Annotated in this window: 28 protein-coding genes; 13 read left to right on the top strand and 15 right to left on the bottom strand. The window is 45.7% G+C overall.

Annotation, left to right across the window (positions count from 1 at the left end):
- Positions 1 to 25: 25 nt before the first annotated feature.
- Positions 26 to 1,063, bottom strand: coding sequence for a DUF4382 domain-containing protein (locus tag DYB02_RS22280; protein WP_025638494.1), 1,038 nt, complete (start codon positions 1,061 to 1,063; stop codon positions 26 to 28).
- A 232-nt stretch (positions 1,064 to 1,295) separates the two neighbouring features.
- On the opposite strand from DYB02_RS22280, the gene DYB02_RS22285 reads away from it, so the two are divergent.
- Positions 1,296 to 1,535 (top strand): HP1242/YdcH family protein, encoded by a 240-nt coding sequence (locus tag DYB02_RS22285; RefSeq protein ID WP_005479911.1) that lies wholly within the window; start codon positions 1,296 to 1,298, stop codon positions 1,533 to 1,535.
- A gap of 63 nt (positions 1,536 to 1,598) precedes the next feature.
- On the opposite strand, the gene DYB02_RS22290 is transcribed toward DYB02_RS22285, so the two are convergent.
- On the bottom strand, positions 1,599 to 2,507 hold the full coding sequence (locus DYB02_RS22290) for a DMT family transporter (RefSeq protein ID WP_025553637.1): 909 nt from the start codon (positions 2,505 to 2,507) through the stop codon (positions 1,599 to 1,601).
- Positions 2,508 to 2,605: 98 nt separating this feature from the next.
- On the opposite strand from DYB02_RS22290, the gene DYB02_RS22295 reads away from it, so the two are divergent.
- Positions 2,606 to 3,394 (top strand): AraC family transcriptional regulator, encoded by a 789-nt coding sequence (locus DYB02_RS22295; RefSeq protein ID WP_017447919.1) that lies wholly within the window; start codon positions 2,606 to 2,608, stop codon positions 3,392 to 3,394.
- On the opposite strand, the gene DYB02_RS22300 is transcribed toward DYB02_RS22295, so the two are convergent.
- Positions 3,389 to 4,306: a M14 family metallopeptidase gene (locus DYB02_RS22300; RefSeq protein WP_025580229.1), complete on the bottom strand. Its 918-nt coding sequence runs from the start codon at positions 4,304 to 4,306 to the stop codon at positions 3,389 to 3,391. The genes DYB02_RS22295 and DYB02_RS22300 overlap by 6 nt on opposite strands.
- A 172-nt stretch (positions 4,307 to 4,478) precedes the next feature.
- Between DYB02_RS22300 and DYB02_RS22305 the strand changes: the two genes are divergently transcribed.
- The gene (locus DYB02_RS22305) at positions 4,479 to 5,384 is read left to right on the top strand and encodes a DUF808 domain-containing protein (RefSeq protein ID WP_025533645.1); all 906 of its coding nucleotides are present in this window, start codon (positions 4,479 to 4,481) and stop codon (positions 5,382 to 5,384) included.
- An 88-nt stretch (positions 5,385 to 5,472) separates the two neighbouring features.
- On the opposite strand, the gene pyrC is transcribed toward DYB02_RS22305, so the two are convergent.
- Together pyrC and DYB02_RS22320 are read right to left on the bottom strand one after the other, a co-directional pair.
- Complete coding sequence (pyrC, locus tag DYB02_RS22310) at positions 5,473 to 6,501, bottom strand: dihydroorotase (RefSeq protein WP_005480191.1); 1,029 nt, start codon at positions 6,499 to 6,501, stop codon at positions 5,473 to 5,475.
- Between the two features lie 157 nt (positions 6,502 to 6,658).
- Entirely contained in the window at positions 6,659 to 6,823 is a 165-nt protein-coding gene (locus tag DYB02_RS22320) for a YqaE/Pmp3 family membrane protein (RefSeq protein WP_005480188.1), read from the bottom strand.
- A gap of 266 nt (positions 6,824 to 7,089) precedes the next feature.
- On the opposite strand from DYB02_RS22320, the gene DYB02_RS22330 reads away from it, so the two are divergent.
- Complete coding sequence (locus DYB02_RS22330) at positions 7,090 to 8,907, top strand: hybrid-cluster NAD(P)-dependent oxidoreductase (RefSeq protein ID WP_029805662.1); 1,818 nt, start codon at positions 7,090 to 7,092, stop codon at positions 8,905 to 8,907.
- A gap of 85 nt (positions 8,908 to 8,992) precedes the next feature.
- On the opposite strand, the gene nadE is transcribed toward DYB02_RS22330, so the two are convergent.
- Positions 8,993 to 9,823, bottom strand: a complete 831-nt coding sequence (gene nadE, locus DYB02_RS22335) for an NAD(+) synthase (protein ID WP_029805664.1) — start codon at positions 9,821 to 9,823, stop codon at positions 8,993 to 8,995.
- Between the two features lie 226 nt (positions 9,824 to 10,049).
- On the opposite strand from nadE, the gene DYB02_RS22340 reads away from it, so the two are divergent.
- Both DYB02_RS22340 and DYB02_RS22345 read left to right on the top strand, forming a co-directional pair.
- Positions 10,050 to 10,583 carry a nicotinate-nicotinamide nucleotide adenylyltransferase gene (locus tag DYB02_RS22340; protein ID WP_025521448.1) on the top strand — a complete coding sequence of 178 codons (534 nt, stop codon included), beginning with the start codon at positions 10,050 to 10,052 and terminating at the stop codon, positions 10,581 to 10,583.
- Positions 10,584 to 10,596: 13 nt separating this feature from the next.
- Positions 10,597 to 11,079 (top strand): hypothetical protein, encoded by a 483-nt coding sequence (locus tag DYB02_RS22345; protein ID WP_029805668.1) that lies wholly within the window; start codon positions 10,597 to 10,599, stop codon positions 11,077 to 11,079.
- A 162-nt stretch (positions 11,080 to 11,241) separates the two neighbouring features.
- Here the strand turns inward: DYB02_RS22345 and DYB02_RS22350 are convergent, their stop codons facing one another.
- Positions 11,242 to 11,850: a cupin domain-containing protein gene (locus tag DYB02_RS22350; protein ID WP_021452487.1), complete on the bottom strand. Its 609-nt coding sequence runs from the start codon at positions 11,848 to 11,850 to the stop codon at positions 11,242 to 11,244.
- A gap of 192 nt (positions 11,851 to 12,042) precedes the next feature.
- Between DYB02_RS22350 and DYB02_RS22360 the strand changes: the two genes are divergently transcribed.
- The gene (locus DYB02_RS22360; RefSeq protein ID WP_005498187.1) at positions 12,043 to 13,152 is read left to right on the top strand and encodes a 1-acyl-sn-glycerol-3-phosphate acyltransferase; all 1,110 of its coding nucleotides are present in this window, start codon (positions 12,043 to 12,045) and stop codon (positions 13,150 to 13,152) included.
- Positions 13,153 to 13,264: 112 nt separating this feature from the next.
- On the opposite strand, the gene DYB02_RS22365 is transcribed toward DYB02_RS22360, so the two are convergent.
- Positions 13,265 to 13,864, bottom strand: coding sequence for a hypothetical protein (locus tag DYB02_RS22365; RefSeq protein ID WP_029806477.1), 600 nt, complete (start codon positions 13,862 to 13,864; stop codon positions 13,265 to 13,267).
- Between the two features lie 207 nt (positions 13,865 to 14,071).
- Here DYB02_RS22365 and DYB02_RS22370 point away from each other — a divergent pair, with 207 nt between their 5' ends.
- On the top strand, positions 14,072 to 14,344 hold the full coding sequence (locus DYB02_RS22370; RefSeq protein ID WP_029806479.1) for a YnjH family protein: 273 nt from the start codon (positions 14,072 to 14,074) through the stop codon (positions 14,342 to 14,344).
- A gap of 44 nt (positions 14,345 to 14,388) precedes the next feature.
- On the opposite strand, the gene DYB02_RS22375 is transcribed toward DYB02_RS22370, so the two are convergent.
- Positions 14,389 to 14,688 (bottom strand): YfcZ/YiiS family protein, encoded by a 300-nt coding sequence (locus tag DYB02_RS22375; RefSeq protein ID WP_005488152.1) that lies wholly within the window; start codon positions 14,686 to 14,688, stop codon positions 14,389 to 14,391.
- A 540-nt stretch (positions 14,689 to 15,228) separates the two neighbouring features.
- Between DYB02_RS22375 and DYB02_RS22380 the strand changes: the two genes are divergently transcribed.
- The gene (locus DYB02_RS22380) at positions 15,229 to 15,690 is read left to right on the top strand and encodes a TetR/AcrR family transcriptional regulator (RefSeq protein WP_005481342.1); all 462 of its coding nucleotides are present in this window, start codon (positions 15,229 to 15,231) and stop codon (positions 15,688 to 15,690) included.
- Between the two features lie 131 nt (positions 15,691 to 15,821).
- On the opposite strand, the gene DYB02_RS22385 is transcribed toward DYB02_RS22380, so the two are convergent.
- The 6 genes from DYB02_RS22385 to DYB02_RS22410 are packed head-to-tail and all read right to left on the bottom strand — an operon-like array spanning position 15,822 to position 20,399.
- Positions 15,822 to 16,604: a heme ABC transporter ATP-binding protein gene (locus DYB02_RS22385; RefSeq protein ID WP_021450666.1), complete on the bottom strand. Its 783-nt coding sequence runs from the start codon at positions 16,602 to 16,604 to the stop codon at positions 15,822 to 15,824.
- Complete coding sequence (locus tag DYB02_RS22390; protein WP_029804944.1) at positions 16,604 to 17,641, bottom strand: FecCD family ABC transporter permease; 1,038 nt, start codon at positions 17,639 to 17,641, stop codon at positions 16,604 to 16,606. The genes DYB02_RS22385 and DYB02_RS22390 overlap by 1 nt, the downstream gene beginning before the upstream one ends.
- Before the next feature lie 9 nt (positions 17,642 to 17,650).
- Positions 17,651 to 18,520 (bottom strand): heme/hemin ABC transporter substrate-binding protein, encoded by an 870-nt coding sequence (locus DYB02_RS22395; protein ID WP_029804941.1) that lies wholly within the window; start codon positions 18,518 to 18,520, stop codon positions 17,651 to 17,653.
- 27 nt (positions 18,521 to 18,547) lie between these two features.
- The gene (locus DYB02_RS22400; RefSeq protein WP_005454456.1) at positions 18,548 to 18,961 is read right to left on the bottom strand and encodes an ExbD/TolR family protein; all 414 of its coding nucleotides are present in this window, start codon (positions 18,959 to 18,961) and stop codon (positions 18,548 to 18,550) included.
- Positions 18,958 to 19,656, bottom strand: coding sequence for a MotA/TolQ/ExbB proton channel family protein (locus tag DYB02_RS22405; RefSeq protein WP_021487040.1), 699 nt, complete (start codon positions 19,654 to 19,656; stop codon positions 18,958 to 18,960). Before DYB02_RS22405 ends, DYB02_RS22400 begins: the two co-directional genes overlap by 4 nt.
- Positions 19,656 to 20,399, bottom strand: a complete 744-nt coding sequence (locus DYB02_RS22410; RefSeq protein ID WP_021487076.1) for an energy transducer TonB — start codon at positions 20,397 to 20,399, stop codon at positions 19,656 to 19,658. Before DYB02_RS22410 ends, DYB02_RS22405 begins: the two co-directional genes overlap by 1 nt.
- Positions 20,400 to 20,561: 162 nt before the next feature.
- Here DYB02_RS22410 and hutW point away from each other — a divergent pair, with 162 nt between their 5' ends.
- From hutW to DYB02_RS22430, 4 genes are all read left to right on the top strand, one after another.
- Positions 20,562 to 21,932, top strand: a complete 1,371-nt coding sequence (gene hutW / locus DYB02_RS22415) for a heme anaerobic degradation radical SAM methyltransferase ChuW/HutW (protein ID WP_029804939.1) — start codon at positions 20,562 to 20,564, stop codon at positions 21,930 to 21,932.
- A 33-nt stretch (positions 21,933 to 21,965) separates the two neighbouring features.
- Positions 21,966 to 22,469 (top strand): heme utilization cystosolic carrier protein HutX, encoded by a 504-nt coding sequence (gene hutX, locus DYB02_RS22420; RefSeq protein ID WP_029804937.1) that lies wholly within the window; start codon positions 21,966 to 21,968, stop codon positions 22,467 to 22,469.
- A gap of 117 nt (positions 22,470 to 22,586) precedes the next feature.
- Positions 22,587 to 23,117: a heme utilization protein HutZ gene (gene hutZ, locus DYB02_RS22425; protein ID WP_005488117.1), complete on the top strand. Its 531-nt coding sequence runs from the start codon at positions 22,587 to 22,589 to the stop codon at positions 23,115 to 23,117.
- Between the two features lie 75 nt (positions 23,118 to 23,192).
- Positions 23,193 to 23,729: an ATP:cob(I)alamin adenosyltransferase gene (locus tag DYB02_RS22430; protein WP_005488170.1), complete on the top strand. Its 537-nt coding sequence runs from the start codon at positions 23,193 to 23,195 to the stop codon at positions 23,727 to 23,729.
- Positions 23,730 to 23,831: the final 102 nt, after the last annotated feature.

Consider the following 23,831-nt stretch of genomic DNA (forward strand, 5'->3'; position numbering starts at 1 on the left):
TTTAGAATCTCTTGATAGGTGGTGGCTAGAAATTGGCATCCGTATCGGCACCAGCCGATACCGTTAACCCACTTGTTGCTTGATAAATACTGAAGGTTTCTCCGGCGACAATACCTTCTTCAGAGTCATCATTTGCAGTACAGGTATAGCCAACCGAGTAGGTGCCGGGTTCTACAAAGCCAAACTCGTATTCGTAATTGACTTGCTCCATATCTGGAACCACGTTGGCTGCTGCAATTGGTGTGGCTTTTCCGTCTTCGCCAGCAAATGGCCCCATGTCCTCTTTGGCGACGCTGCCTTCATATAAGTAAACGGCGTGCGCATAGTCGTTTGCACTGGACGTATCAATTTCGCAATCTGCGTAGGTTTGTGCGGCGACATCGCCCTGAATTTCACCTGTCGTAACGGTGTTGATCAAGGTCACCGAAGTGCGTTGAATACTGTACCCTTCGTTTTGACCCGTTCCGTCTTTTAAGCCTCGACGCAGATCAAACTCGACTACGAATTCATTGTTATCAGGATTAACCGCAAAGGTGTTGTTAAAGAACAATACCCCAGAGTTAGGCTCTTTACCCACGCCTTGAGGGCAAGCACCATCGCCTTTGACGGTCAGTGGGATTTGATTTCCTGTCGCTTCGTCAATCACATACGATGGGTAGTCGGGGTGATCGCCATCATTGGCAAACACACACAACTTGTAGTTGCCAGAAGGAATCACTTCATCTTCAACCAGCTCTTGAACATCACTGCCTTGATAGTTGAGCAAGTTAACACTTAACGGCAGAGGATCTTCACCATCAGGAATTGGATCGCCGTTTTCATCCACGTAATTGCCTTCTTCATCGGTTTTATACACCTCAAAAATTTGTGGTGATCCGCCATCAAGAGGAAGGAAAGCGACTTTGCTGTAAGTGATGACCACTTCGGAAACGTCGTCTATCGGCGCATCAGAGACGGATAGAGTGACAGGAGTTGTCGTGGTGATGGTATTACTGTCAGAGTTACAGCCAAAGAGTGCTACTACCACCGCTGCACCAACTAGGCTGAATTTTATGGTGTTCATTGGGGTTACCTTCTTAGTGGGAAGTCTATTAAATGTAGTAGAAAATGATAAGATTTTGCGCAGGAGACGGGGGCTTTTGAATACCAAATAGTTAAGATATTGTAAATTAAATACGTTGCGTAAAAGTGTGGTCAACTCGACGATATCACCCCGAATGAAGTGCTATGGTTAATGTTGAATTGCTTAAAAAACAAGCAAGACAAACATCAATAACGCCACTCAAGAGGTCTCTATGTTAGGTGAAAATCACTCATTAACCCATGAATTCCCAGAACATTTGGATACCATCACTCAGCTTAGCCAAAACGATGCATCATTTGCTGAAAACGTTAAAAACTATAACGCACTCGATAAAGAGATTCGTGTATTAGAGCTGCAAGGCAGCCCGATAGACGACCACGCCATGAATGTGCTCAAGCATAATCGAGCGGAGCTAAAAGACTGGCTGCACTCCCGAATTATGGGTTCTTAACTAAGCAATGAGTATCGGCTCGTATCAACGAGCCGATTTTAGAAGAGGGAGGGGGCCAACAAATTAACGAGTTGTAGTTGTCAACGATTCGGATACCATAAGATCTTGCTTCTTCCGTACTTTTATCTGCGACAGAATCACGCCGGAGATAACCATCAAGCCGCCGATAATATGGTACACGTGAATCTCTTCACCGAGCAGTGTTGACGCTAAGGCGACAGAGACCACAGGCATTAAGTTCATGAACATGGCGCTGGAGTCTGCGCCAATCAAATCTATTGCTTTTACCCACATCAATGGAGCGAAAATAGACGCTGCGATACCAGCATAAGCGATCAGTGGAAGCGCCTCTTGGCTAGGAAGCAGTTGTTCGCTTGAAAGCCACAGTGGAGTCAGCATGATGACAGAGAAGAAGCCTTGCATGTAAACCAATGTTAGGCTGTTAAATGGCATCTTCCAACGTTTTAAAAGCACACAATATGCGGCATAAACTAACGCGGCCAGTAACATTAAGCTGTCGCCTTGCGTCATATCTTGATGCAAGAAGTAGGTGACGTCACCGTGCCCAAGCATAAATGCTAAACCACCAAGTGAAATTACCCCACCGACAATGCTTAACATAGAAACCGATTTACCCAATAGAGGGACGCTTAAAAACACGCTGATCAAAGGCACTAATGACGTAATCAGCGCCATGTTTGAAGCCGTTGTAGTCAAGCCTGCGTAGTAGCCTAACGACTGGTTAAGTACCATGCCGAGTAGGGCTAAAAATGCCAGTTTAGTCAGGTATGGGCGAATCACATGACGCTGTTTGATTACGGCTGGCAAGCAAAATGGCGTTAGGAGAAGCATCGCAACAAACCAACGATAGAAGCTCATTGCGCTAGGTTCAATCGTGCTTGCCGCCATTTTGTTTACGATAGAATTTCCACCCCAAATCATGACAGTAAAAAACGGAAGCAAATAAACCATGAGAACCTCATCGCACAATAATTGATGGCGCTAGTCTGACAGGTCTTTATAATGAAAAGTATCTCTTAAAAGACATCGTAAGCGATAGGAAGACAATTTTGAAAAAGAGTGCGAGAAATCTTCATCCTTCATTATCAATTGATCGTGCGCCATCGGATGTTTTTATGAATTTTGAAGCGTTTCTTTCCAATACGGAAACCCGGATTCATAGCCATCCTTGGGGGCAAGTGCAGTTGATCAGCGGTGGGATTTTGGAAATGGATGCGGAGGACACACGATTTTTAGCGCCACCTCATTTGGCAATTTGGGTGCCAGCGGGCATTCGTCATACCAGCTACAACCGAAAACCAATCGAATATTGCTCATTGAATATTGCTCCAGAGCTGACGGCGCATTTTCCAACCAAAACCAGTTTAATCAAAGTCACACCCATCGTTTCTGCCATCATTGAGGACTTTCGTCAGCGTGACATTAACGTCGCGCAGAGCGATGAAGACAAACGCTTGGTGCGAGTGTTGTTGGATCAACTGGCGAAACAAGAAGTGGAACATCACTTTTTACCGACAACCGACAACAAATATCTTCAGCCAATCTTAAAAGCGGTAGAAGAATCGCCAACCGATGAAATCAGCTTGGCGGAGTGGGCGGCAAAAGTGCATACCACAGAGCGCACGTTAGCGAGACATTGCCAGAGTGAGTTAGGAATGAGCTTTACTGAGTGGCGTTTACGTGTGCGGTATTTACACTCGATGGAGTTGCTACGCAAAGGGCAAACCGTAAAAGAAGTCGCGCTGACGTTAGGTTACAATCAAGCCAGCCCTTTTATCGCGATGTTTAAGAAATACTCCGGCATGACACCGGAGCAATATAAGAATCGCTTGTTATAGCTGAGCGAGGACGTAATCCAGACCACCCACAACAGCAGCGACTTGTGCATCATTGCACTCTTCGTCCGTTACTTTCGGGCTGTCTGGGTAAACTTCTGTGGTGGTGCCGTAAACGCAATTTGTTACGCCGCCACACAGACCCAGTTTCACCATTGGGTAGTTGATAACGCCAAATTGTACGACTGGTGAACCAATGATCTCGCCGTGTTCATCTGCTGGTGCAATGTGAGTCACTTTTGCTACCGATTCAATGACTGCTTTTTGGAAGTCAGGTTGAGGGTTTTCAGTATCTCCCACGGTGTAAAAGCCATCTGGGATCATACCTTCAATGTACTCAATACCATCACGAGCAGCTAAGGCAGGACGAAACTCAGTTTCGTCAGAATCTGTCGTCTCGTGCAAATCAATGTGCATTAACACGTCGCTCAATGTCGATACGAGCTTGATCAAGTTGGCTGACTCTTCCGCTGGGCTATTTGCATAGAAAGAGCGGTTTGGATCAATCGCGTTTGGATTCCAACGGTTGATCACTTCGTAACCCCAAGGGCTCACGCAGGGTGCCACCACAATATTGAAGTGCTCTGCGTAATGCTCTGCTTCTGTTGCTACGAATTTTAGCGCGCCGTGTACGCCGCTGGTCTCGTATCCATGCACACCGCCAGTTACAAGAACAATCGGTTTTGCTGAGTCCCAGTTACGTGTTTTGATGCAAAACAGTGGGAAGCGAGCTTGGTCGTAAGAAAGCGCACCATATTGTTCTACATCGAAACGGTCGCGTAACGCATCAATTTTGCTGACTACTTCTTCTTGGTAGCTGCGTTTTACTTCGCGCTGTGCCAGCCACGCTTTACGTTCTGCTTCGCCCCAAGGTTGGCCTGGGGTACCGATTGGGTAAGAGTATCCGCTTTTCATCTATACTTTTTCTTTTGTGTGCTGAAAGGTATGACAAGACTAGACCTGTCTTATCTTATCGGCAATACAAAACACCAATTGTGACGGTATTCTTTGCAAAATCATCACTTTGCCAAGGGATTTAATAGTGTTACATTTTGTTACTTACTCAATTTCATATAAGAGATAAAAAATGGCTGGAGCAAGTTTACTCACACTGTTGGATGATATTGCCGCGGTATTGGATGATGTTGCGTTGATGTCAAAAATGGCGGCAAAAAAAACCGCAGGTGTATTGGGTGATGATTTAGCGTTGAACGCTCAGCAGGTCTCGGGTGTCGCATCTGAGCGAGAAATTCCAGTAGTTTGGGCGGTGGCCAAAGGTTCATTTAAAAACAAACTGATTTTGGTGCCTTCTGCGTTATTGATTAGCGCAATTATTCCTTGGTTGATCATGCCATTGCTGCTAATCGGCGGTTTGTTTCTCTGTTTTGAAGGGGCTGAAAAAGTACTCGAAAAACTGTTTCCACACTCACATCCCCATGAAGAAAAAGAAGAGTTGGTGGACACGGGCGAGTCGTTAGAGGATTACGAAAAGCGAAAAGTTGCAGGTGCGATTCGAACCGATTTTATTCTCTCAGCGGAAATTATTGTGATTGCGTTGGGCACCGTGACTGGGGCGAGTCTTGTGACGCAAATCTTAGTGGTGAGCTTAATTGCAGTCATCATGACCATTGGTGTTTATGGCTTAGTAGCAGGCATCGTGAAATTGGATGACTTGGGCTTTTACCTTGAAATTCGCTCAAAAGGTAAGGGCTGGATGGCGAAAGTTGGCAGTGCTTTAGTTGCTTTTGCACCAAAGCTGATGAAGTTGTTAACGATTGTGGGAACTGCGGCGATGTTTTTAGTCGGTGGCGGGATTGTAGTGCACAACGTACCCGCCATTCACCACTTTGTAGAACCGATTATTATGAACTTTAGTGGTCATTCGGTTGCTACAGCGATTCTGCCTATTTTGCTTAACGGCATAATCGGTTTTGTAGCGGGTTTGATTGTGGTTGCTGTATGGGCGGTGGTAGAAAAGCTTCGCGGTAAATAATCCACATATCAAATGAAAAAGGGCCATGCTGTCTCTAATGCGGAGAACGTCATGGCCCTTTTTTATGCACGTTATTTACGTGAAGCGATTACTTCACTTTCCACTCAATTTGTTCGTTTGCACGAATAGGCACAACGATGTCGTTGCCAAATGGCATGGATTCAGGAACATCCCAAGCTGATTTTTCTAGCGTCACCGTATCTGCGTTGCGCGCAATACCGTAAAAATCGGGACCGTTGAAGCTTGCGAACGCTTCCAAGTTTTCCAGCTTGCCTTCTTTTTCAAAGACTTCTGCATAAAGTTCTAGCGCCGCGTGCGCAGTGTAAGAACCTGCACAACCGCAAGCCGATTCTTTCGCGCCTTTTGCATGCGGAGCAGAGTCAGTACCTAGGAAAAACTTTTTGCTACCACTGGTTGCGGCTTCGATTAGCGCTTGCTGGTGGGTATTGCGCTTTAGAATCGGTAAGCAGTAAAAATGAGGCTTAATGCCACCGACAAGCATGTGATTGCGGTTGAAAAGAAGGTGGTGAGCAGTAATGGTAGCGGCAACATTATCAGACGCGTTGTTAACGAACTGTGCTGCGTCGGCGGTGGTGATATGTTCTAGAACGATTTTAAGATTAGGGAAGTCATTAACGATAGGAGCGAGGACGGTATCAAGGAATTCTTTTTCTCGGTCGAAGATATCAACGTGGTGATGAGTGACTTCTCCATGAACCAAAAGCAACATCCCGACTTCTTCCATGGCTTCGAGAACGTGGTAAATGTTCTTCGCGTCGGTCACACCAGAATCTGAGTTAGTCGTTGCACCTGCAGGGTAAAGCTTCGCTGCGACAATTTTACCGGTTGCTTTTGCTGCGCGAATCTCTTCTGGCGTGGTGTTATCGGTTAGGTAAAGCGCCATCAGAGGTTCGAATTGTTCGCCGTGCTGCTCTTTCAGAATTCGATCGCGGTAGGCAAGTGCCATTTCGGTATTGGTAACAGGTGGGACGGTGTTTGGCATGATCAGCGCGCGGCCATTGTAGCGGCTGATATCGCGAACGGTGTCTTTTAGAACTTCACCATCGCGTAAGTGAACGTGCCAGTCGTCAGGACGAGTAATAGTCAGTGTTGTCATTAATTGCTCCCACCATTGAAAAGTTGTCTGATTGGAGCCTAAACGCTGCATTTGCCTTTTGGAGCAAACGCTTGCGCTTAGGCGACAGGATGATAGAGGAATTGCCCTCACATTTCATCCCATTTTTCACTTTTCTACAGAGTAGGAGTGTAAGTGGTTACTTCATCGTTAACCAAAGTGCGTGAATCGTACCTGGTAGGAAGAAGAAGAAAGTTAGGATCAAGTTGATGAAGAAGTCTTTATTCAGACCTTTTTCCATGTAAACCGCTACCGGTGGAAGAAAGATACACAGCAAAATTAGAATCAGTTTTTTTGTATCCATAGGTAAAGCTCCAAGTCAATGAATGGGTGTCGTCAAAAATATGGCGCATTATGTGTTTCGTATCACACTTTATCAAATAGTATTTGGTCAGAGCAGTGTTAAAAAATGTGAATTCTGAGTGTAGTAAAGGCATCTCAGTAAATACAAGCCGTTTTCTCTCTTAAAGGATTGATTTTGGGATAAATGCTAATGCGTGAATCTGCATCTTAATGTCATTTAGGTATACAATACTGCAACAATTAAAGATCACCCGTAGGAAGAAGGCTATGTCGCAACCCGTTTTATCCAAAATCAATGTTTTTCCGGTTAAATCAGTCGGAGGTGTGTCGCTTTCGTCCGCATGGGTAGAAAAACAAGGGTTGAGTTTTGACCGTCGTTTTATGATTGCCAAAGCCGATGGTTCGATGATCACTGCGCGAAAGTCCCCTCAAATGGTAACCGTGAAATCAGCGTTGCTTGCCGATGGGGTGGTGTTCAGTAGCTTGGGAATGGAGCCACTTAAAATCCGTTATCAAGATTTCAAAATGCAGGAAACACCCGCAACGGTTTGGAAAGATACCTTCACCGCTTACACGACTACCGATGATGCGGATGATTGGTTTAGTCAGGTATTGGGACAGCGCGTAGAGTTGCTTTTTAGCGGTGAACAATCCAATCGTGTCCGTGAAAGCCTGGGACAAAATGTGAGTTTTGCTGACGGCTATCCAGTGTTGGTGATCAGCCAAGCTTCGCTAGAGGAATTGAACAAAAGAAGTTCTGAGCAACACTCCATGGATCAGTTCCGCACAAACTTAGTCGTATCTGATACCAAGCCATTTGAAGAAGATTCTTGGAAGCGCATCCGAATAGGGGAAGTGGAATTCGAATCTCTCAAACCTTGTGAGCGTTGTATTCTTACCACGATCAATACTCAACGTGGCACTTTCCGTGAAAGCAAAGAGCCGCTCAAAACGTTGCAACAGTTCCGCGCCAATGAACGAGGTGGTGTGTTCTTTGGACAAAACCTTGTGGCGCGCAATGAGGGCATTATTCGCCAAGGCGATAAAGTTGAAGTGCTCGAATATAAGGAGCCGGAATTTTATCCGGACAACTCACCTGTGCGAATGACGCTGACGTGTGTTGAGCGTGAAGAGATTGCTCAAGATTTCGTGACCTTATGGCTAGAACCGAGCAAAGGCTCTTTACCAAACTACTTACCGGGCCAACATTTGCCGATTGAGGTGGATATCAATGGTAAGAAAATTGGTCGTCGATATACCTTATCGTCTAGCCCATCTCGCCCTGGTCGCTATGCTATCTCCGTTAAGCGTATTGCGGGTGGCCGCGTGTCGAATGCCTTGTTAGACAACCTACAAGTCGGTGATGTATTAGAGGCAGAAAACCCAGATGGTCAGTTCCACCTTAAAACGCATGATGCGCAGCCGCTACTATTGCTGTCGGCGGGCAGTGGTGTTACTCCAATGCTGTCGATGGTGCGCTATCTTGCAGATCACAATCAACTGAATGACGTGGTGTTTTATCATCAATGCCGTACTGAGCAGGATATTCCATGTCGCTCAGAGTTAGAGCAATTAAAACGCGAACATTCAGGGCTAGAAGTGAAAATCTGTTTAACGCAACCAGCGGTGGATTGGTTTGGTCTTAAAGGGCGTTTAAGTCTGTCTCATATCAAGCAAATCAAAGACGTTGAACAACGCCAAGTGTTTGTTTGTGGGCCCGACGGTTTCATGCAAAAAGCCAAGAACTTATTGTTGAAGAAAGGTTTGCCAGAGGCGCATTATCATCAAGAAGCCTTTGGTGTTTCTGCTGTGGAAGCAAGACCAGAAAAAGAGGTTGAGATTGAATTCAATGGCTTGAAGATCCAAGGCAACAATCAAAAAACGCTTTTGGATCAGATTGAAGATGCAGGGAAAGTAGTGAGCAATAGCTGTCGTGCTGGCTTGTGCGGTGCGTGTAAGGTACAGCTCACATCAGGACAAGTTCATCACCCAGATGTACCAGCCTTGACGGATGAAGAACGCGCAATGGGAACGGTATTGGCGTGTTGCGCGATTCCAGAAACGGATGTCACGGTAACGGAATAACCGAGAAGGTGCGGTCACTAACCAACAAAAAACGCTGCTAATTTTAGCAGCGTTTGGAGTTTTAAAAGCGAGCAAAAAAGATCACTTAGTCGTAAATCGTTGGAATTGGCTGACGCTTGTGCTGAGTTGCCTTGTAAATCGAAACCAAACGATCGACAACTTGTTGAGAAACTGGCTTACCTTCTAAGAAGTCGTCAATCTGCTCATAAGTTAGGTTTAGTGCATCTTCATCTGCTTTCTGCGGTGCCAGTTCTTCTAGGTCTGCGGTTGGCACTTTCTTCACTAACACCTCTGGCGCGCCCAACGTTGCGGCTACTTCGCGCACTTGACGTTTGTTCAAACCAAATAGAGGGGCAAGGTCACACGCGCCATCACCAAATTTGGTGTAGAAACCAGTGATGTTTTCTGCAGAGTGGTCAGTACCTAACACCAAGCCACCGACGTAACCAGCGATCTCGTATTGAGCGATCATACGAGCACGTGCCTTTACGTTACCTTTTACAAAGTCTACTTTTGCCGCGTCTTCTGGCATTAGCCCTGTGCCTTCTAGTGCAACATTAGAAGCGGCATGCATACCATCAACACCTTGTTTGATGTTCACAGAGATAGAATGCGTAGGTTTAATGAATGACAACGCCAATTGCGCTTCATCTTCGTCTTTTTGCTCACCGTAAGGCAGACGTACTGCGATAAACTGGTAATCGTTGCTGCCAGTTTCTTCGTTAAGTTGGTCTACAGCAAGTTGGGCAAGGCGACCTAACGTGGTTGAGTCAACACCGCCACTGATGCCAAGCACAAGTGACTTACAACCTGCTTCTTGTAGCTTACGCTTAATAAAAGCAATACGGCGTTTAATTTCGAAATGCGGGTCAATTGACGGCAATACACGCATTTCGTCACGGATGGATTGTTCCATTTAGGGTTCCTTTTCCTGCAAATATCTTAGACACAAAAACTGCTTCGAGTGGTCATTCACCAAAGATCAAACAGTGTGACGTCGTTATCGAGCTAAATAAAATGGTGATAAACCATTCAATTAAGGCTCGTAAACGTCGCTTTAGTGTCAAAAGCTCTAAAGATTAGTAGTATCATACCGAATTCATCAGATTAGAAAACTCTCTTCAACCAGGTAATCACCGGATATGAAAAAAATCGCCATTTTTGGTAGCGCATTTAACCCTCCTAGTTTAGGTCACAAGAGCGTTATTGAGTCTCTGAGCCACTTCGATCTCGTGCTACTCGAACCTAGCATTGCACATGCATGGGGCAAGAATATGTTGGATTACCCAATTCGGTGCAAACTGGTTGATGCCTTTATCAAGGACATGGGGCTTTCTAATGTTCAACGCTCAGACCTAGAGCAAGCTTTGTACCAACCGGGACAAAGTGTGACGACCTATGCGTTATTAGAAAAAATTCAAGAAATCTACCCAACTGCCGATATAACTTTTGTCATTGGTCCGGATAATTTCTTCAAATTTGCTAAATTTTATAAGGCGGAAGAAATTACGGAACGTTGGACTGTCATGGCGTGCCCAGAAAAAGTTAAAATCAGAAGTACGGATATCCGCAATGCACTCGTAGAAGGCAAAGATATCAGCACCTATACGACACCAACTGTCAGTGAACTGTTGCTCAACGAAGGCTTATATAGAGAAACATTATCTGGTAAATAAGAGGTCGGTTTTCATGGTCAGAGTAGCCGTATTTAGTGCATGTGCGCTGCTTGTGGTGACGCAAGCTAACTCCGCATGTAACTATCTTTCTGATCGCTCCGTGGTGTTTGAAGACAACACCATACCCATCTGTGAAGAAATTTTTGATACTGTTGGTGTGCTTAGTACCGATACCTTAGATTGGTATGCTGCTGAAGCGACAGCAGAAGGACCAACAGAAAACTACTGGGAAGAGTGGGCAATCAAATCGCAAGACATTCCGTTTCTTACTCAAAACGTAGACAAAAACTATTTTGGTCTTGGTATTTGGATGCCAGAAGAGCTACGTGAAGAAGAAAACAAAATGACCACAGAAGAGTGGCTTCGCAGCCATGGTCTCATGTTCAGCATCGGTTTTGGTAATAAAGCTGATGGTGAGCCAAGAATGCGCTTCGACTATCGTTGGCACGAGTATTACGACGCCGACTGGATGATGCAAATTGAAGTGCCATTTTAGTTCATCGTTTTCACCAATCGTTCGATGTGTGTCGTGCTTGGGTTTGCTTGGGGAAATATGTGACCCTACGTGAGGCAAAGAATAAGAAAAGGGCGTACCGCAAAGTACGCCCTTTTCGATCTTGTGTGAGTCTCGTGTGAGAAAACGCTATACACCGCTGACTTATAGCGCCTCACCAAACACTAAAAAGCAAAGCTGTTCGTATTCTTCTGTGTTGCCAGCAAACAAGTGCTCAACAATTTGAGATTCCTTTTTCCCAGACAACTTCATTTTTCTTGCTTCGCGCAGCGTAAGCACCAAACAAAGCTCTCTCGAAATGCGAGCTTCGCATCCTGGCTTCCACTGATTGATTGCCAGGCTGAGTGCCGAGTTTGATAGATTTGGTGAAATCGCCAGTACTTCGTGTTTAACCACAGCGAGCAAATCTAACTGGATATCAGAACGCGTCTCCGTCTTCGCCAGCTTTTCAATTAAGGCTTTCAGCAAAATCGATGGTTTGATAAAACCGGCCTGTTGAGCAAATGCATCATTCAAACGCACAGAAAAATCACAACGATGGACATGAGTGTTAGGTAAAAAAGTGAGTGAGCTCAAACATCCTTGAGGAATCCAAAAATACTGGCCGGGTTCAATGGCATACTCTTGCTTACCCAATTTGATGATCGCTAATCCGCTTACGACAGACAGTAAACTGTGCTTTAGCGATTTTTTACGCGCGGCAACGTTCAGAAAAGGGTAATTAGCGTCGTGAAATTCAATAGCGTAGTTCATTATGATCACCAGTGTTTTTGGGGCGCTAAGGGTAACGCTAAACCTAAACGATTCCAACCAGCTAACCGTAATTTTTAGCATGAGAAATTGTAGCCTAACTGGTATGACCATGTTAAAAGTATGGGTTGAAATGCTGCGAGACAGCAAAACTATGCGTAAAATGTGCCAGCTTTTTTTGATATGTAATGAATAATGACTGCCAATACCGATCCTTATATTGAAATTCGTCCTTACAATGACGAAGAAATTCCAGCAGCGCTGGATCGTCTAATCCAAGATGATGAATTTATCACTGCGATTCTCGATCACCGTTTTGAAAACAAAGCGAAATGGTTCAAAACGCTCATGAGTCCGTTCCTTCGCATTTACCTAAAAGCGAAGTGGAGCAAACTTGACTCCGTAGAAGCGATCCAAATCGAGGTGAAAAAATACCTTCAAGATACGTTGAATAAGACAACGGATGGCGTCACGTTCTCTGGTTTAGACAAACTGGATAAAAACACCTCCTACTTATTCGTGTCTAACCATCGCGATATCGCAATGGATCCCGCTTTAGTTAATTACGGTTTGTACCAAAGTGGTCACCGCACTGTGCGTATTGCAATCGGCGATAATTTGCTGAAAAAACCGTGTGCGACAGAGCTGATGCGTTTGAACAAGAGCTTTATTGTTAAGCGTTCTGCAAAAGCGCCACGAGAGATGATGAAAGCGCTTGGACAGTTGTCTGGCTACATCAAACACTCGCTGGATACGGGCAACTCTATTTGGATTGCTCAAAAAGAAGGGCGCGCGAAAGACGGTAACGATTTTACAGATCCTGCGATCCTAAAAATGTTCCATGTTGAAGGTCGCAAGCAAAAGGTCGCGTTTGGTGAGTACATGCGCTCGTTAAAAATTGTGCCGGTCTCGATTGCTTACGAGAACGATCCATGTGACATCGCTAAGGCAAAAGAGCTATTTGAGAAAGCAGAAAACGGCCGTTATGAAAAAGGCGAGTTTGAAGACATCGAAAGCATCATCCAAGGCATTGTTGGTTACAAAGGTCGTGTTCATGTGGCATTTGGTGACGTGGTTGAGCAAGAGTTTGAAACGCCTGAATCGCTAGCGAATGAAATCGACCGTCAGATCCACGAGAACTATAAGTTGTATCCGATCAACTTGCTTGCTGCAGGTCGTGAAGATTCAAGCATTATCACAGAAGCGGTGAAACGTCAGCTTGCTGATAAGCTAGAACAGCTACCAGAAGGCGCAAGACCGTATCTTGTTGCGAGCTACGCTAACCCAGTAAATAACCAAGATTAGTCGCTGCGTATGCTGCCCAAATGAGTTGGGCGCATTCCAACTACTCCAATGCAAAACACCTCGTATTGAACGAGGTGTTTTTGTCTCTGCGTATCTCTTTTTGTCTATCCAATTAGCGCGCGACTGCGCCACCTAAGGTCAGATTCTTTGGCCACTTGATTATCTTATTGCCACCCAAAAAGATGTTGCCTTTTACCGTCATTGTGTCGGGAAACTCGGTCAGGGCCGAACCACCAATGTAGAGGTTGCCATCGACCACCAAGCCTTCTGGTAGCGCTTTCAGTGGCGTTCGGATCACACTCAAATCACCTTTTACTCGAAGTTTTGCCGGAAGTGTTTTTAACGGAGTATCGGTCAGGTTCAAATACCCTCCCAGCTTTACCCCTTTGGGCCAGCTTTCAATCTTACTACCTAGTAAGTTAGCGTAACCTTTGATTCTTACGCCCGACTTGATTGTTTTCAGAGCGCTATTTTTCGCGTCTAAGCTGCCACCAACGTCTAAGCCCTTAGGCAGCTGAGTAATTGGCGTTTGGGAAATGTCCACATTCCCTTTTATGACCAAGCCAGATGGGAGTTCAGTGTATGGCTTGTTTCGAAGATCTAGATTGCCATAGTTGTCGATATGGCCAAATTTGGAATAGTAATCGAGCTCGTAAGCACTAGGAGACGAGCTAAATGCAATTAACGCAAGGGCGAAAGGGATGAAACGCATAACGATTACTTTCCAATAAAAACGACAAAAGCATAACCTAAAGAGTCAGTGACGGCTATATCGGCCTGAACTTAACTCGCCGTTGTTCGTAACGACGTGGAGGAATATCTGAGAATTAGAAGTAAGAACAAATTGCTAGAATATGAGATTCTGCCAAGAACCTGAAATACTTCCTTGCTAGTATTGTTCGGGCATAAGGGGATATTCATGAAGTTTAAAAGAGTTTCTATTTTTACTCTGAGCGCCATGGTCGCGCTATTGTCTGGTTCAGTTTTTGCCAAATCTTACAGTACGCCGGAGTCAAAGGCTTTGGTGGTTGCTGATGGTAAAATAGGCCAGCGAATTTGTTACTACGAAGATAAAGCCTATACCGTTGGTGCGGTAATCAAAGTCGATGATGTGCTTTTGGTGTGCTCTGATGAAAACGACTACGAAACCAATGGGTCGTTAAAGTGGGTCGTGTTGAAGCAAAAGAAGTGATTTAGATAAGAATAAAGCGAGCTCGTTGCTCGCTTTAAATTGAATTAACGCGCTAGAGAGCGAGTTTTCAGTTCAAAAATAAGCTTTTCTGCACTTACTTCAAACTTGAATCGAGCGGTTAGCTCTTTAGATTCTTCTGTCAGCTCTGACACATTGTATTCAACGCCAGCGCAGACTGATTTAGCTAGTTCGATGTATTTCGCTAACTCAGACTCTAATGCATCTTTAGTCTCTGCGAAAATCGTTACGTCAGCAACCTCGTCGCCTTCTTTGATGATGAAACCAATCTCACCAGCACAGCCACAAGCTTCACATACTTGGCTTTCTTCTAATTCGACACTCATAACGAATCCTCTTGTAAAAACTAAGGGTATTCTAGCAGGTATTTGATCTGTATCTACAAAAATGAGCAGTTTCGTATAAAAATACAACAGTATGTTGTTTTGTTAATTGCCGGTTAACGATTGGGTGAGTAAGTCAACAATAACGTTAATGTGATATGTATCAACATTTAAGAGCAATTAACCAACATACTAACGAGATTTGGGTCAGGCCAGTTGAACTAGGGGTAAATTTATAAGACTATTTCTTGATTGATTATTTCTACATAATTATCATTCTTGGTCTTTGAATAGTTTCAATGAATAATTTGGCGCAAGGTTTTGATGCAATTCACTTTTCGCCTGATTTTAAGCGACGTGTATTGACACAAATATCACCGTAAATTGCACGTTACGCAGTGCAATTTCGTTATGATTGAGGGCCTAACGTTACGTTACGTTACGTTACGTTAGGAAAGCACAGTACATAATGCTGAGGATGATTTCATTCTGGCCTCATTTAATTGTGAGTTAGATGGATTTACAAAGAGAAGAGCTTAAAGTATGCCAAAGCGTAGTAAAGAAGATACCGAAATCACTATCCAGAAGATCATGGATGCCGTTGTTGATCAATTGCTAAGACTTGGTTACGACAAAATGTCGTACACGACGTTGAGTCAGCAGACAGGTGTATCGCGTACAGGTATTAGCCACCATTTTCCTAAGAAAACGGACTTCACCGCAGCACTAGATGGTCGTATCTTTAAAATGTTTATCGAACATCTAGAGTTCGAAAAAGGTTTAGATGCGTTTTCACAGAGCTGGATTAAAGCTTTAGAAGACTCTGAATTCTTAGCGATTTTACGACTACTATTCCATCACATTGTTACGTCTGAAAGCGCTCACGAATTTGCAGCAAATGGCATTGATCGTCTGTACAAGATGGTAGAAAGCCAGTTTGGCTCAGGTGGAGATAAAGAACTGGAATGGTTGATTGGACGCTCGCTGATTCAAATGAGCAAATAATCAAAAATTACAAAAAGCCCCGCTAATTATTAGCGGGGCTTTTGCGTTTCTGAGGGGAAATTTAAACAAGTGAGTGGCAGACTGGCTAGTGCTCGAAAGCGCTTCTTAAAGAGGCTCTGCGCCTCTTTAAGCTATGCCGCAGCGTGGACTTGAGGAAAGTCCAGAGTCGGGTGTTTTGTCACGATAGATCGATACCCATAAACTTGTTCAATACGTTCGGGCGTTAGGGCTTGCCAAGGGTTGTCATCGCATACAAGTTTGCCGTTATGGAGCAACACAAGTCGGTCTGCGTATTGTGAGGCTAAGTTCAAGTCATGCAATACGACAACCACCGCAGCGTTCTGCGCTTTTGCCGCCTCACGAGCAATTTTAAGCGTGTTGTGCTGGTGGGCGAGATCCAGTGCCGACGTAGGCTCGTCCAACATCAGAATCTTTTTGTCACCAGATTGATGCAGTTGCGTTAGCACTCGAGCCAAGTGCAAACGTTGCTTCTCTCCGCCTGAGAGGGCAGGGTACAAGCTTTCCGCTAAGTGCAGAACATCGGTTTTTTGCATGTAGTGTAGGGCAAGCTCAGTCGTTTCTTTGTTTGAAAGTGACAAAGGGATCGCACCGAGTTCGACCACCTCTCGTGCCAAAAATGGAAAAGTGAGCGTGCTGTGCTGGGGCAACATGGCGAGGTGCTTTGCTATGTTTTCAGGTTTCCAGGCTTCTTTAGGCTCGCCAAAATAGTCAATCTCGTTGTGTGATGGAATCTCACCACACAGAAGTTTAAGTAGTGTACTTTTCCCCGCGCCGTTTGGCCCCAATAACGCCGTCACTTCGCCGGCACGAATATCGATGCTGATGTTATCAAGTACTACTCGATGGCCGTATTTCATTGAAATATTCCGGCCAGATAAAACCACGTGATTCATTACAGAATCTTCCCTCTTTGCTGGAACAGTAAGTAGATGAAAAATGGCGCACCGATGAGCGCAGTTACGATTCCGACAGGTAATTCGGCTGGTGCCAATAACACTCGTGCGATCATGTCTGCACAGGTCAGCAATAAAGCTCCCAACAACGCCGAAATAGGTAACAGTGTGCGATGATCAGGGCCTGCTAGCATGCGTCCGAGATGTGGGATAACCAAACCGATAAAGCCGATTGCTCCGCAGATACTTACTGTGACACCAACGCCTACGGCGGAAAGCAGAATGAGCTGACGCTTCAATTTTTGTACTGGAACGCCCAAGTGGCGAGCTTCTGATTCACCAAGCAATAATGCGTTTAAAGACATGGCTTTTTTGTGAAACCAGAAAAGTAGCACCACGAGAGTCACAGAAGCTAAGCCAATGCCTGCCCAGTTTGCACCCGCAAGCGAACCCATCGACCACAACGTTAAATCGCGCAGCATTTGGTCATCCGCAGAAAAGTTGAGAAAGCCGATCGCGGCACCTGAAAGTGCACTGATCGCCACGCCAGCGAGCAGCATGATCGTGACGGACGTACCAAACTTGTTCGTACCGAGCCAGTACACCAGCACCGTTGTCAGAGCACCGCCCAGAAAAGCAAATAATGGCAACGCTGCTAAGTTCATGAGTTGAGGATGGTTTTGGCTAAACTCAGCAAAAACGACGATGGCAAAAGCGCCGCCCAGCGCCGCCCCAGCAGAAACCCCGATAATGCCGGGTTCTGCCAATGGGTTTCGGAAAAGCCCTTGCATGACCACCCCACAAATGGCGAGGATTGCGCCGATGAACATACACAAAATCGTACGAGGTAGGCGTATCTCATTGATAACGAGTTGAATGTGTGGTGCCTGCTCTGAATGTGCGCCAATTAAGCCGCGCAGACTGTCTGTGAAACTGATGTTCATCGGGCCGACGGTTATAGAAGCAATGGCGATAAACGCTAAAAATCCAGACAGCGTAATCAGCGTGGTTGATAAAGGAATACGTCGTAACAGCATCGAAAATCTCTATGGGTAAAGCAAGGTATTGAGACGTTTAGCCTCTGACAGGCTTTTTAGTCCCAAACCGCCAACCAAAGCGTGTCCATCAATGGTGATGATGTTCTTTGTCTGGCCTGCTGGTGTTGCTGCAAGTAACGGCATCGCATTTAATATGGCGTCTGCACCGCCCATGGTCTCATAGCTTCGGCCACTAACTAAAATGACATCGGGTTGCATCTCTACCATCGCTTCGGTTGACAGTGGTTTGTAAGAGGTCAGTTTTTTCGCTGCTGGATTGTCACCGCCTGCTAACGCGATGATGGCGTCTGGCGTGGTATCCAAGCCTGCAACATTGGCTGGGCGACCTTCGTGAATAAGCAAAAACAGCACTTTCTTTTTAGCAGAAGGTGCAGGCTGATTCGCTTGCAAAGATTCGACTTGCGTTTTTACCTCTTGCTTCAAGTTTGCTGCTTGAGACTCACGGTTCATGATCGTTGCAATCTGGTCGATACGATGCAAAAGCCCGTTAACGTTGGCTTCTGTATTGACTATCTCGACATCCACACCTGCCGACTTTAGTTGATTTAAGGTGGTAGTTGGTCCCATCTCATCAGAGCCAATTAACTTGGTTGGGCTCAGTGCCAACAACCCCTCTGCTGAAAGTCGGCGATGATACCCAACGTCGGGTAACTCCATGCCTTGCGGCAAAGAACTGGTTACATCAACGGCGACCAAGCTGTCTTTCGCATCGAGCGCAAGTAATAGTTCGGTAACGGCGCTGCCTGCACTGACGACTCGTTCTGAGGTTGGGGCGTTGTTGGCAAAAAGGTTCGTGCTTGCAAGTAACAGAGCGGCAGCAGTCAACGCTGTGCGCACTGGTGATAATGTGTTCTTCATGAAAATGTTCTCAGTTTTATGTTCTTGTTATGGCGACTCTTCAGTGAGCAATTGAGTCGCCTGAATTCCGTTTTCTTGCAAAAAGCCAAGAAGCTGAACAAGTGATTGAATATTAGCTGTTTTTTCTGCACCGATCACAATAGGTTTATCGGTTGATTTACTCTCTTCTAACAGCGCGAGAGTGAAGTTTTCCCAATCGATGTACGTTTGTCCGTTGATCGCCCAATAAGGCTCATCCTTGAGGATATTAACGGTAATCGACTGCTTATCGACCTCTGCAACGGCCTGCGAGTCGGTGCTTGGCAGCGCGACATCTAATGAGTCGAGTTTGACTGCGGCGGTAAGCATCAAGAAAACCATCACAATAAAAATGATGTCTAACAGCGGTGTTAAATCTGGTGTTAAGCCGTTGCGGTTATTGTCCTGTGGTACTTTGATCATGAAGCTTTCGCCTCAGCCGTTTTGGTGATACTTGCCGTTGTTTTTGTTTTTTCTGGAGACACGTGCTGCAGGGAAATGCCTTCAAGCCACAAATTCACGTAGTTGAGAGTATGCTCAAGTTTGGCGAGTACGCGGTCAGCCCACAAACCGATGATTTGTGCGCCAGAAATAGCGGGTAGGGCGATGATCAAGCCAGCGGCCGTTGTGCGCATGGCTAAACCCAAGCCGTCAGCCAAATCGTTAGGTGTGATGTTCCCAGTTGAAACCGCGATGCCTTTAAACATCTCAATCAATCCCAATACTGTGCCGAGAAGACCAATTAGCGGGCTGATTACGCCGATCAACGTCAGAAGGCGAAGACCAGAATGCAGTTGATGACGCTTTTCTTGCAGCCACATGCCAGCCGCGTCTTCACGCAGCGATTTAGCGAATGAGTGGTGAGCCAATAGCATTGCTACACCGCGATAAAGTAGGGGACGCTTTCCCGACAACTCATCGGCCAGCGCTTCAATATCTCGGCTGTTCGTTGGGTCCAGACTAGCCAAATGTTGACGAATGGCACTTTTGCCAACGCCAAGACTGATGAATACTTGGAAGAGTCGTTCCGCAATGATCATGACGGTGAGTGCCGAGCAAATGATCAAAGGCCATGTCATAAGACCGAACTGAGTTTGTAATTCTTGTAGTTGTTCCATTATCCTTCCAACTTAAAACGAACTGGTATTTGTACTCGGTGAGCCACTTTTAGCCCGCCTAAAATATGTGGTGTAAATTGCCATTGTTTAATAGCTCGCAGCGCTGAGGCATCCAGCGACTCGGTGCCAGACGATTCAAGCAAAACATGTTTGATTTGGTTGCCATTCTCATCGAGCCATACCTCATACAAGGCTGCGCCTTCGATACCGCGTCTTTGCGCAGACCTTGGATAGCGGGGCTGCGTTGGTTGACTCACAAACGTTGGTTTGTCGACCAAAATAGGCTGAGACGTTGCCCCTTTGGATTGGCTCGCTGATGCAGTTTGCTGAGTAACCGTATCTTTCTTCACCGGTTCTATTTTTTTCTTCGGTTCGGCTTTGGGCTGAGTTTCTTGCTTGGCAACCGTTTTGGTTGGTTCCACTTTCTTAGGTTGCTTAATTGGCTCTGGCTTTTTCTCGACCACCTTTTTCTTCACCGCCTCTTTTTTGACAACCTGCTTCTTAACGACCTTCTTTTCAGGCTCAGGCTGTTTTTGAGGCTGTGGCTCTTTTGGTGGTTCCACATTCTCTGGTGTGGGCTTTTCGAGCGTTGGTGGTGGTGCAGATACAAGGTTGAGGCTTACCGAGCTTGCTGGGTTTCCAGCAGGCATTGCGAACACTTTGTTCTCTTGCGAGACAAAAAGAAGTGCGGCATGAATGACGAGAGAGGCGCCTCCTGCAATGACATATCTTTGTACGTTCACGGGTTATTCTCGGTAGAACTATGAAAACTTGAGGCGATTATTACTTACAATCGAAATAAGATCAATTATCAATTGCATTATCATTACGGTCAAATTATGATCCTTGCAGTTTTTTTGAGATTAGCCTCTATCCCTTATGTGGTGGGGTTTAAGTGAGTATATATGAGCGTCGATATTGATAAATTTGACGAATCAGTTCTGGGCAGCGATAGCCCTGACCCCCTGAGATTTGCTTTTGTGAAGAAGCACTCGGCTCATGCTGGCGGAGCGAGTGTGCCAGTACCGCCACCTCAACAAGCAGGGGTTTTGTCGAGCATTACTTCTGACCGAAACGCGAGAAACAACAAACGCTGTTTGTACATTCACGTACCATTTTGCCGTGTTCGCTGCACTTTTTGTAACTTCTTTCAGAATGCGGCCAGTCGCAAACTTGTCGATGAGTACTTCGCTGCCTTAATGCAGGAGTTGAAGGAGAAAGCTGCACTTCCTTGGACGCAAAGCGGTATCTTCCATGCGGTTTACATTGGTGGTGGAACGCCGACCGATCTTTCTCCCGAACAAGTTCGTGTGCTGGGGCAGGCCATTCATGATTATTTCCCTCTCGCGTCTGATTGCGAAATTACTTTAGAAGGGCGCATCAATCGTTTTTCCGATGAGTTGTATCAAGGTGCGTTAGATGGCGGCTTTAATCGCTTCTCTTTTGGTGTGCAGAGCTTCAACACTCAAGTTCGTCGCAGTGCAAAGCGTCTTGATGATAGAGAAGACGTACTTAAACGCGTTTCGGAACTGGCGAAGGAAGACAAAATCCCAGTCATCATCGACTTGTTGTACGGCTTGCCTTATCAAACCAAAGAAATACTTGAACAAGATCTTAACGATTTTATGTCGACAGGCGCGCATGGCTTGGATTTGTATCAGTTGGTCGTGGGTGGAACTGCGCCAATGCTCAATCTCGTTGAAAAAGGCAAGATCCCACTACCAGCGACGACGCCAGAGAAAGCGGGCATGTATGAGCTAGGTGTGAACTTTATGGCGAAGCACCACATGAAGCAGTTGAGCGTGAACCACTGGGCCGTCGATAACCGTGAGCGTAGCCTATACAACAGCTTAGCCAAGACGTACGCAGAAGTGTTACCGATTGGATGCGGTGCTGGTGGCAACATTGGCGGCTACGGGATGATGCTGCACCGTACTTTAGACACCTACATCAAAGCGGTGAATGAAGGGCAAAGTACGATTGCGATGATGATGAAGCACAGCCCATTAGAGCCATTATTTGCAGCGCTAAAATCCGGGTTTGACCGCGGCATTGTTCAGGCAAGTAAATTGCCGGTGTTTATGGGTAGCGATACGTTCGATTTTCTCATGCCGATGTTTAAAGTATGGCAAGACAAAGGCTTAGTTGAGCTTCAAGAGCGAAGCTTAGTGCTTACTTTAGCGGGCAGTTTTTGGGCCGTTTCGTTAGCGCAAGCCTGTATTCAGGTACTGACATCAGAGATGAACGAAAGCGTGCCAAAAGTATCCAATAATTAATGAAGACAAATTGAAGAAAAGATGGAAAACAAAATGGAATCAATCAAGCAACAGGTAGAAGCTCTATTGGAACAAGAACCTCAACTTCTGCCTGCCGCAATGGCAGAGCGTTTAGGTGTGACAGAATTTGATGTTGTCGCAGCACTGCCGCAAGAGATGGTTGCGATTGCTCCGGGTGAACAAGCGCAAACAATCCTTGAAAGCCTAGTTGGCTTTGGCCCAGTGACGACGATCGTACACTCCTTCGGCTCCATTTTCGAAGTGAAAGCGCCTTTTCCGAAAGGCAAAGTTGCGCGTGGTTATTACAATCTAATGGGGCGAGACGGTGAGCTGCATGGTCACCTCAAATTGGATAACGTAAAAAATATCGCGCTGGTCAGTAAACCGTTTATGGGACGTGAAAGTCACTACTTTGGCTTTTTCTCTGAATGCGGCAGCAATATCTTCAAAGTGTACTTAGGGCGTGACGAAAAACGCGAACTTATTGCTGAGCAGGTAACAGCGTTTCGCGCCATGCAAGCTGAGCTAAATCATTAACAAAGACAGCCAGTCGTCGCGGCTTTACGTTCAAGAACGTGAGAAGTCGCGACCACGAACATACATAACCGAACTAGAATTCGGGACAAATAAATAGAAATAAAGTCAGGTATCAATATGGATCAACAAGTTAAACAAGAGCGTTTGCAAGGCCGCCTAGGGCCAGAGATTAAGGAATTTCGTCAGGAGCGCCGTACTTTACAGCTTGCAACGGTAGACAGCGAAGGCCGTCCGAACGTAAGTTACGCGCCTTATGTTCAGAATCAGGAAGGTTACTTCGTTTTGATCTCTCAGATTGCTCGCCATGCTAGAAATCTGCTAGAAAATCCAAACGTTTCACTGATGATGATCGAAGATGAAGATTCATCCAAACAGCTTTTTGCACGTAAGCGTTTGACGTTTGATGCGGTCGCAACGGTTGTTGAGCGTGATACTGAAATGTGGCAATTGGTCGTTGGTCAAATGAAAGCGCGTTTCGGTGACATCATCGACGGTCTAAGCCAGCTTGAAGACTTTGTACTGTTCAACCTAAAAGCTGAGAAAGGTTTGTTCGTAAAAGGGTTCGGTCAAGCGTATCAAGTCTCAGGCGATGACTTGGTTGATTTTGTGCATCTACAAGAAGGCCACAAGAAAATCGAAAACGCCTAATGCGGACGTCGTTTTTATGATTACTAAGAGGGAGTTAGGTTATACTGGCTCCCTTTTTTATATTGGAACAACAGCATGAGACCTGTAAGCAAGGAATTGAGCGAGATCTGTTATCCCTTTATTTACGAAGACAGCCCTGTGTGCGATTTCGAGATCACCGCAGACGAGTTGTGCAGCCGGATTGGGTTGGTGCTGTCGATGGAATTGGACGACTTCAGTCGAGATATTCTCACGCGCCTTCAGCCTAATGTTTACCATCTCAATGGTTCGGTGCGTGGCAAGTTAGCGATTACAGAATCGGAAGTTGAAGAGCTTAAAGCAGACTATGAGGCCGTAAAAGCGCGCATAGACGGTGGTTTTAAAGGTTTCGTGCTGCCGGGAGGCCATGCTACGTCTAGTCAACTGCATTTGTGCCGCTGCCAAGCAAAGAAAACCGTTCGAGCACTCGTCGCGATAGAGCATGCTGGGAAAAAGCAACCAGCGCCGATTCTGTTCCGTTACGCCAACTTAATGGCCAATGTCATTTACAGTTTGGCTTCTTACATTAATCATGTTTACCAAGTGGAAGAAACTGAGTTTGTGTCTCGCAGCTACGCTATGCCAAAGAAGTAAACGCTGTAAACAAGTCGCTTTAGTACACGTGCCTTAAGCGTCGCAGTGTCATCAATAGTCAGCAATAAATCGTTGAAATGACGACAAAGTGATAACGATTTC

Origin of the sequence: Vibrio parahaemolyticus (genome assembly GCF_900460535.1) — a bacterium.
In the GTDB taxonomy this organism is placed as follows: Bacteria; Pseudomonadota; Gammaproteobacteria; order Enterobacterales; family Vibrionaceae; genus Vibrio; species Vibrio parahaemolyticus.